This is a genomic window from Mesorhizobium sp. M0060 (assembly GCF_040323155.1).
In the GTDB taxonomy this organism is placed as follows: Bacteria; Pseudomonadota; Alphaproteobacteria; order Rhizobiales; family Rhizobiaceae; genus Mesorhizobium.
This window is the reverse complement of sequence record NZ_JAMYUP010000070.1, coordinates 19,095-27,553: the sequence shown is the minus strand read 5'-3', so window position 1 is coordinate 27,553 and position 8,459 is coordinate 19,095. Positions and strand designations below refer to the sequence as shown.

Annotated in this window: 6 protein-coding genes and 2 pseudogenes; 3 read left to right on the top strand and 5 right to left on the bottom strand. The window is 58.8% G+C overall.

Features of this window, described 5'->3' with window-relative positions:
* The coding region (locus tag NKJ94_RS32650) for a tyrosine-type recombinase/integrase (RefSeq protein ID WP_352531315.1) at positions 1-215 on the top strand (215 nt) is incomplete at its 5' end.
* 242 nt (positions 216-457) lie between these two features.
* Here NKJ94_RS32650 and NKJ94_RS32645 read toward each other — a convergent pair.
* The gene (locus tag NKJ94_RS32645; protein WP_352531313.1) at positions 458-2,119 is read right to left on the bottom strand and encodes a tannase/feruloyl esterase family alpha/beta hydrolase; all 1,662 of its coding nucleotides are present in this window, start codon (positions 2,117-2,119) and stop codon (positions 458-460) included.
* Between the two features lie 191 nt (positions 2,120-2,310).
* Here NKJ94_RS32645 and NKJ94_RS32640 point away from each other — a divergent pair.
* A pseudogene (locus NKJ94_RS32640) lies at positions 2,311-2,628 on the top strand (integrase); the annotation flags it as partial.
* 2 nt (positions 2,629-2,630) lie between these two features.
* On the opposite strand, the gene NKJ94_RS32635 reads toward NKJ94_RS32640, so the two are convergent.
* The 4 genes and pseudogenes from NKJ94_RS32635 to nadE all read right to left on the bottom strand — a co-directional run.
* Complete coding sequence (locus NKJ94_RS32635; RefSeq protein ID WP_352453904.1) at positions 2,631-2,888, bottom strand: aminopeptidase; 258 nt, start codon at positions 2,886-2,888, stop codon at positions 2,631-2,633.
* A 56-nt stretch (positions 2,889-2,944) separates the two neighbouring features.
* On the bottom strand, positions 2,945-3,097 hold the full coding sequence (locus NKJ94_RS32630) for an aminopeptidase (protein WP_352453905.1): 153 nt from the start codon (positions 3,095-3,097) through the stop codon (positions 2,945-2,947).
* Positions 3,098-3,548: 451 nt separating this feature from the next.
* Positions 3,549-4,631 (bottom strand): sensor histidine kinase, encoded by a 1,083-nt coding sequence (locus tag NKJ94_RS32625; RefSeq protein ID WP_352531311.1) that lies wholly within the window; start codon positions 4,629-4,631, stop codon positions 3,549-3,551.
* A gap of 404 nt (positions 4,632-5,035) precedes the next feature.
* Positions 5,036-5,367, bottom strand: a pseudogene (gene nadE, locus NKJ94_RS32620) (NAD(+) synthase); the annotation flags it as partial.
* Positions 5,368-6,373: 1,006 nt separating this feature from the next.
* Here nadE and NKJ94_RS32615 point away from each other — a divergent pair.
* Positions 6,374-8,440: a carbamoyltransferase family protein gene (locus NKJ94_RS32615; protein WP_352531309.1), complete on the top strand. Its 2,067-nt coding sequence runs from the start codon at positions 6,374-6,376 to the stop codon at positions 8,438-8,440.
* The last annotated feature ends 19 nt before the right edge of the window (positions 8,441-8,459 follow it).

The window sequence follows — 8,459 nt, the reverse complement described above, 5'->3', positions numbered from 1 at the left end:
CGCTCGCCGCCGGCGTGCGCGGCGATCTGTCGGAGGGCGAACGGGCCAAGAAATTCGCCGGCCACTCACTGCGCGCCGGCCTCGCCTCGTCGGCCGAGGTCGATGAACGCTATGTGCAAAAACAGCTCGGCCATGCCTCGGCCGAGATGACGCGAAAGTATCAGCGCCGGCGCGATCGTTTCCGCGTCAATCTCACCAAGGCGTCCGGGCTCTGATGCCCCCGTTTTGTCCGCTGGGATGATGCGGTCAGATCTCAGGCGATAACAATTACCTCATCGAGCACAGCGAGCGCTGTGTCCAGACTATCGGCGGCCGACGCTTCGTAGTCAGGCATGATCATCAACTGCGTTATGGCACGGCCCACAAATTCCGGGTTTAGCTTTTCCAACCGATCCTTGGTCCGGGAGACCTGTTCCGGGAATGCGCGCAGATTGAAGCGAACAAATGACGAGGTCTCTTATCCCCGACACGAATAGCTCGCGATCTCATCGGGATTTCCCTTACCGCCATAGGCAGCTTGAGTGGGATAAGCGCAGATCGGCTGGTGCTTGCCGGGGAATGCCTTGCTGCCAGCCGCGAGAGAATCCGGAGCCTTGTCTTGGTTTATCCAGCCCTCGATGGCGGCCAAAGGATCAAAGTCGTCGAAGGCTTGGCCATCGCCGCAGTGGGTCATCCCCGGGATTATGAACATGCGCACGAAACGGCGAGTCGCTTCCAAATCGCCGCCGCTTGTGACCTCGACGACTTGCTTGTACCAGCGCACCAGATCGTTGGCTGAGAAGACCGGATCGGAAAGTCCCTGAAACAAGAGCAGCTTTCCACCGTGGGCAGCGAAGCTGGTGAGATACGTGCCGGTCGCATCATTGAGCTTGGCCGTATCCGCAACGCGTGCCGGATCCTTGTCGAAGTCGAACTTAAGGGGGTCAAAATTCGGCGCCGGGGGCGTCATGAAGTAGTATTGAAGCGAGCGGGCTCCCAGAACGATGTTATTTGCATCCGACTGGGAAGTGGGGGAATTGCCCAGCTTCCACATTCTCCAGTCCGCGCCCGCAACGCCCGTATCATATGGCCAATCGCTGTAAAGCTTTTGGCCATCGGAGCTTTCCGGACCCGCGAACGCGCGGCTCATGGCCTGCACTTGACCAGCCGTGAGGCAGCTGTCCGTCTTATCGCCTTGGCAGGACAGGACCTTTGGGTCGAACCGGCACTGCTGCCAGGCGTTGATGACGCCATCCTCAATGCCATCGCGGGCATCACAGGCAGCGAGAACCGCCTTGGCGACGATGTTCAGATCCTGCTGGGAGAAGGCGCGGGATAGAATGGGATGGCCGGCCTCATCCTTGGGAGCGATGCTCATGTACTGGCGAGTATCCCAGGCTTCGGCAATGTTGGCGGCACTGAGACGAAAACCCGGGCTACCTGCAACAATGCCGTCGAACTCGAGCGGATATCGCTGAGCCGCTATCAACGCCTCACGACCGCCATTCGAGCATCCCATGAACACCGACTTTTTCGGAGCCGCCCCATAGAACTTGGCAATCACCTGCTTCGAGACCGAAGTGACTTTGCCAATGGAGGCGTACGCAAAATCAATGCGTGCGGCTTGATCGACCCCGAAAGCCGGATCGGGGCTTGGGTGCCCGCCATCCATGCTTACAACAGCGTAGCCGCGCAAGAGCCCGGGAGCCGCGGTCGAGTTCCGGCAAGGAATGGTCCCGACGGCCGGCGCCAGGAAGCCATCAACTGCGCCGCCGCCCTGGAAAAGGAACATGTCGTTCCAGGTCGTCGGAAGACGCACCTCAAACCGGGTGCCATATGATTGACCATCGACCCCCTGGCGTTTCCCGATAACACCTCGGACAAGGCAGTGCCCGCCCACTTTTACCGCCTGAGGCGAGGCGCCGGTGAATGCAGTGAAGGGATCTGCGGGGATCCCCTGCGGCTTTTGAAGGCTAGCCTCGGTAAAGATCACGCTTGGAATTTTGAGCTTGGCGATGGACCGGCACGCCTGATCCGACGCGTTTGCCGCCAGTGCAGGCGCACATACACATATGATCGCCAACATCAGTGCCAGCGTGCACCCGCGGTCCCGCAGCTTGAGCCCGTTAGCCAAGAACATACCCATCCTCCCTGGATGCGCCCGATAGCCCGAAAGCTGATCGCATTGGTAGCTAGTTGTGAGCTTTCAGTAGGTTGTCCATCCGGTCCGAACCGGGAAAGCTGAGATTGTCGAAGCTTCAGTGACTCCAGGGGGACCGGATGAACATCCATAAGAATACCGGTCTGACGCCGCTCGGTCGAGAGCGGATTTTTTGCGCCTGGGCGCGCCGGCAGCACCTCGAGGTGTTGCCGCCTGATCCGCAGACCGTCGGCCTCTACATCACGGCCTGTGCATCCAGAAAGGTTACAGGAGACAAGAAACCAAACTCTGTGGCGACGATCGAGCGCCGTCTCTCCTCCCTGGCGTGGAATTATACGCAGCGTGGCGAGCCGCTCGATCGAAAGGACCGCCATATCGCCACCGTGCCCGCCGGCATCCGTAACAGCCACGCAAAACCGTCTGTGCAGAATGAGGCCATACTTCCCGAAGACCTGATCGCCATGCTGGAGACGGTGCTCCGCAAGACCCATCAGGTCGCCCCAGGCCAGAGCAACCGGCTCGTCCCCGGGGAGGACGAAACGGTCGACCACTCCGCTTGTTCGACTTGTGTTCGGGCGACTATCCCGGCTTCTATGCATCGCGCTTCGGCGCGGCGAGCTTTGTCCAACGCGCCAAGCCTTTGCACCGAATCGCTGTAGACGGAAGTCGCGGCGAGCTTCGCGTTGTTGATCGGAGCATCGAACCAGGCGTCGTATCCGCGGTATCCACCCCATCGTCTGTCGCGCAATCTGTTGGCGAGCGCGTCCTCAGCCGTTCGATCGCGGCCGTCTTTGCCGCAAACTATTATATGGCGGCCGCCGATGCCATTCGGGCCCGCAATATCTCAGGGGTTGAAGGATCGTCGATCAGTTTTCCGATGTCTTGGCGGGCCGCGATGATCTGCACATGACCCTGCAAAGATTGCGCGTAGTAGGAAATACTGGTGCAACTGGTCACCCCAGGCGTCAGGATAATCGTAGAACCAATCGAACGAATGCACGCATCGCGGTTTGCCTACAGCACTGCTCTCCTGTCCCGATAGCGCAAATTCGCGGTTACCTCCGGCCACGAACAGTCGGACCAATTTTATTTGTAGGTTAGACCTTCGTCCTCGGCAAGATTGGCCAAGTGATGACTCGCTGCTGAATTGCCGGCCCGCGCGTGATGAGCGCGAAGGCGTCAGGTGCCCCCGCCGTCAAGACTCAAGCCGCAACGCAATCAGGCGGGAGTGCCTTCCGCTAGGTGGGGATGGACTGGCCGCCGAAGTCAGAAGCAGCAAGCCTGGAGCATAATGGAAGACCTCGACCATGTGAAGCAGGCCGTGAAGGGCGACCTAGCCTATTTGCAGCCACCTGCTCAAAGCCGCGACATGAAGCCAGCCGCCAGCCTGCTAGTCGACAGCAACCGTTCAGCTTGCTGCCGCCGACCGCTTGAAAACGATGGTCACCTTCGTCCCTTTGTTGGCGCTGGACTCGACGGCTAGCTGCGCCTTGGCGTTCTCGGTCAGCGATCGCGCGATCAGCGCTCCGAGCTTGCCTGGTTTGGGCCACACCTCGCCTTCCGGCAGGCCGATTCCGTCGTCCGCCACTATAACTCGGCAGCCGTCGCCATCGACGACGCTGTGCAGTGTTATCGTGCCGCCATCGCGGCCCCGGAACGCATGCTTTAGTGAATTGGTCAGCAATTCGTTTACGACCAGTCCCGCCGGCATGGCGACGTTTATTGACACGGGATATGTATCCACCTTCATATCCAGCCGGATTCCCTCGACCGCATGCGAGCTCATGACCGCGGACGCGATCTGGCTGAGATAGACGCCAAGATCGACCTCCTCCTTCGGCTCGTCGGCCGTTAGCGTCTGGTAGAGGATCGCCAGAGCGTCGACGCGACCGGCGAGCCGCTCAAACCGTCTCCGGTCGGCCTCGGTCGCGTTGCGGCTTTCCAGCCGGATCAGCGCGGTGATCATCTGCAGGTTGTTCTTCACCCGGTGCTGCAGTTCGCGCAGCAGCGTGTCCTTCTCGCTGACACGCTCCTCCGCCGAGCGCTCATCTCCCGCCTCGCCATGGGCGGATACGTCGACCAGGGCCACCAGTCGGAAGCACACCTTGCCGTTGTCGTCTTCGATCACGTTGGAATAAACGTCGACGATCGCGGGTTTGTCCTCGCCGCGTTCCAGCCTGAAGGTGCCGACCAAATCGGTTCCTTCGACCACGGCCTCGGCTAGCGGCCTGTCCTTTTGCTGATGGAGGCCTGTGCCTAAAAGGGCCGCCCAGTTTTCTTGGGTGAGCCTGGCGGCTGTCAGGCCTGACAGTTTCTCGAATTCCGGATTGGCGTAGACCACGCGCTCTTCACCGGCAAGGTCCGAAACGGCTATGGCGATCGGCACCTGGTCGAGGAATTTCTTGAACTGTTCGCTTTCCAGTGCGGTTGCAAGGTCAGGTGTATCAAGCAACTGCTCGACCGCTTCGGCCTTCTCTGAATCCGATGTCATTTGCGCGCCTGTTTTGTGCGCATATTATCAACAATGCGGCGAGCCTGCCATCGCCAAAACTGGAGCTGCATCTCACATTTCGCATCACGCATCTGACAACAAGCTCTGCATCGCGTAACGGCCGCACGTCTAGCATTGCGACCGGCCGAAGGAGAGCGGCAAGGATCGGCTACAATCCAGGTGCCTGGAATGTCGAAGCGACCGGTCAAGTGGGTACGCTGCGGAAGATCGATAGAGCAGGCATTCAGGGAGAATGAGTTCGCGTGCCGGCCTCGGCGATACGTGCCGACACTGTCAACCTCATGACCGCATGCGGGCTGAAAGAGCAGCGCTTCGCTCCAGCGGTAATTCAGGCCGCTAGCTGCCTAACTGCGGCAAGCCCATCGATCGTGTATGTTGAGACGCTATTGCCGATGCCTAAATATCGAACCCGTCATGGCAATCGTTGTGACGGGAAGCGCTCGCTTATGGGCTGTGCTGGAATGCGCATGAAGTATGCGCCTGTGCGCCGCTTCGTTGATCTCTTGGCCTTCGAGGAAGTCGTCAATCTCATCGTATGTGAGACCGGGACGAGGTTCTCCAGGTCGGCGGTCGGAATCTTTTCAACAAGATCAGACGGCGCGCCCAGATACACTGCCAAGGCGCGAACTCTGCGCTTGTTCAGCCCGGAAAGAGGAAGAATGTCTGCGGCACCATCGCCGAACTTGGTGAAGAAGCCCATCAAGGCCTCGGCTGCTTCGAAGCGACTTCTGAAAAAGAAGTGTGGGTTTGCTCTCATACCCTTTGCTGAAAAATGTTGTCATAGAGCGCATGGAATGCCACGCGCTTCGAATCGGAGTAGCCATCCGGGAAGCCTGAAGCCCCTTTGAAGCGCATGTCCGGCAGCTATTCATAGCGTGGATGACTTTGATCGAAACAAACGATTTCATAACACTTCGGAAATCTTGCATGGACAAAAGCACGTCCGCACCGGTCACCCATCCAAAGGAGAAAATCTTCCATGCGCCCTGACGTGCAGTGGAGGTCGTGCCGAGAAGTGAGTTGCAACTGGCCGATCATGTCGGCGGTTCGACGCTAGTCGTCCCCAATGTTCCTGAGCTGCGAAGTCTTGCAGGCGAGCCAGCTGCCCAGCGCGATTCTGCTTGTGGCGGGCTTTTTGCCGCAGGCAGTCCGCTCGTTTGGGCAGCGGATTGGAGACCCGGCCGGCAGCGCTACCATACAACATCAGCGCATCTACGCGGTATTGCCGGGCTTCCAGTCGGTGCCATGTTTGGCCGACGAATGACGCGATGCGGCCTCCTGCACAAGCGAAGGCGTTATCGGATGTGCGACCGGGAAGCAGGCGGACAGTGCAGCACATGTCACTCGCCTGTGCGACGGTCTTTCGGGGAATGAAATCGGGCCAGTTCACGGCGCGGCATTATTCGTCAACAGCCGCCCCTTCGCAAGGATATAGGCAGCCCGCGTCACAAGTTCGTGCTGCAGATGAAAACGGCATCGCCGGCATGCAAGTCAGCAGCCGCTCAAGATTCGATGATCCAGCCAAGCTCTCGGCGTCATGGAACGGCAGGCGCCACGATCGAAGCATCTCATGTTGATTCAGGCGGACCCTTATGAGGCGTTCTTTGATGCCGGTGATGCCTGACAGGCGGTTGCAGCTGCAAGCGACAACGCGGCCTATTTAGTTGGAAACGGTCTGAGGCAGGCCAATTTGGCTTGCCCGTCACTATGTGGAGAAAGAAATGCTGTGTCTAGGAATTAGCGGCGGACTTGACCAAGTCCATGAAAACCGATTCGAGCTTCCGAACGCCTTTATGCACGATGGCGCCGCGGTGCTCGTCCGAGACGGACAGGTGATAGCCGCCGTCGAAGAGGAACGCCTCAATCGGATCAAACACTCCAACAAGCTCCCAATTCGTTCGATTCAATACTGTCTGTCAGCGGCGGGGGTTCAGTTCAGCGACATTGATCGTGTCGCGGTCTACGCAAGCGAGCCCTATGCCAATGCCATGCTTGAAGGTATTTCCGCATCCCACCCGGACATTCTCTCCATTCCGTTGAGTGCTAAATCGTTGGTGCAGGATCTGTTAACGCGTGAGTTCGGCACTAAGTTGGACAGTTCGCGTATTTCATTCGTAAGTCATCATCAGGCGCACGCCGTGAGCGCCTTTGCAATGTCGGGCTTCGAACAAAGTCTCATTCTAGCGATTGATGGCTGTGGTGATTTCCTATCGGGCCTCTTGGCGGTAGGGTCTGGCACAGAAATTACGGAAGTCGAGGCTTTCCCCGAGAACAATTCTCTTGGGCTGTTTTATCTCGAGACGATCCGCTATCTCGGCTACGGCTTGTTCGACGAGTATAAGGTAATGGGACTCGCGCCCTACGGCGACCCCGCTCCCTATCGCGAGCTCTTCGAGCAGTTCTACGAGCTCTCCGCCAACGGGGGTGGCTACCGTGTTCACCTCGACCGCATCGGTCCGGCGTTGCTCCGCAACATCGAGGTCAGGCGAAAGGGAATGCCCTTCACCCAGCAGCATCGAGATGTGAGTGCGTCACTGCAGGAAGCGCTTGAGCGGATCGTGTTCCACATTCTCCGGCATCACCGTGAGGCCACTGGCATGAAGCGGTTGTGCCTGGCGGGAGGGGTAGCCCACAACTGCACGATGAACGGTAAGCTGCTGTATTCAGGGCTTTTCGAAGACATCTTCGTGCAACCCGCGTCTCACGACGCTGGCTGCGCATTGGGAGCTGCGCTGATAGTCTCTAACGAGATGGGCCGCCCCGCGCCGTGTGAGCGACTGCAGGAGGTCTATTGGGGTCCTGATCTCGGGAGCGACCGCGCCGTGCAACAGGAACTGAATGCATGGGCCGGACATCTCGAGGTTGAACGCTCTGATGACGTGGCAAGCAGTGCAGCCGACTGGATCGCCAACGGCGCCGTGATCGGCTGGGTGCAGGGTCGTTCGGAGTTTGGGCCACGTGCGCTGGGCAACCGCAGCATTCTTGCCGACCCTCGGCCCGCCGCAAACAAGGACCGAATCAATGCGATGGTCAAGAAGCGCGAAGGCTATCGGCCCTTCGCGCCATCTGTGCTGGAGGAGGATGCGAGCGAATTTTTCGACCTCCCGGACGGCAAGCGCGAATTTCCATTCATGAATTTCGTCGTTCGCGTGCGTGACTCAAAGCGCGCCTTGCTCGGCGCCATTACGCACGTCGACGGTACCGCTCGCCTGCAAACAGTATCGCGCAACGCCAATCCCGCTTACTGGGCAGTCATCAATGCGTTCAAGAAGCGCACAGGCACTCCAATTCTGCTCAATACGTCCTTCAACAACAATGCCGAACCGATCGTGGATTCGGTTGCGGACGCGATTGCCACATTTCTGACGACAGAGCTGGATGGACTTGTGGTCGGGCCCTTCCTGGTAAAAAAGCGGGCTGCAACGCTGCAGGATTGGACTGCGCTTGCGGTTTCATTGCCGCCCTATGTGTCCCTCCATCAAGACCGTGCGTACACAGCGCAAGATCGTCAGGAGACTGTCTGCGAGATCAATACGAACCACTCGAGCAGTGACAGCGTGCGAATTTCACACGACTTGTTTAATCTGCTGATGCGGATTGAGGGCGAAGCCGTGTTGGGAGATCTCCTCAATACAATTGCGCCGGATCAGGCTAAGCGTGAAGCTCTGATGGAGGGCCTGCGACGGCTGTGGGAGCAGCGCCTCGTTCGATTGCATCCCTCACAAGCTGCTCGCATGGATCAAGACTGCGATCAAACGCTGGACCAGCATAACAGGCTCTCAGCGTGATAGAGGTGCCGCTATCCAA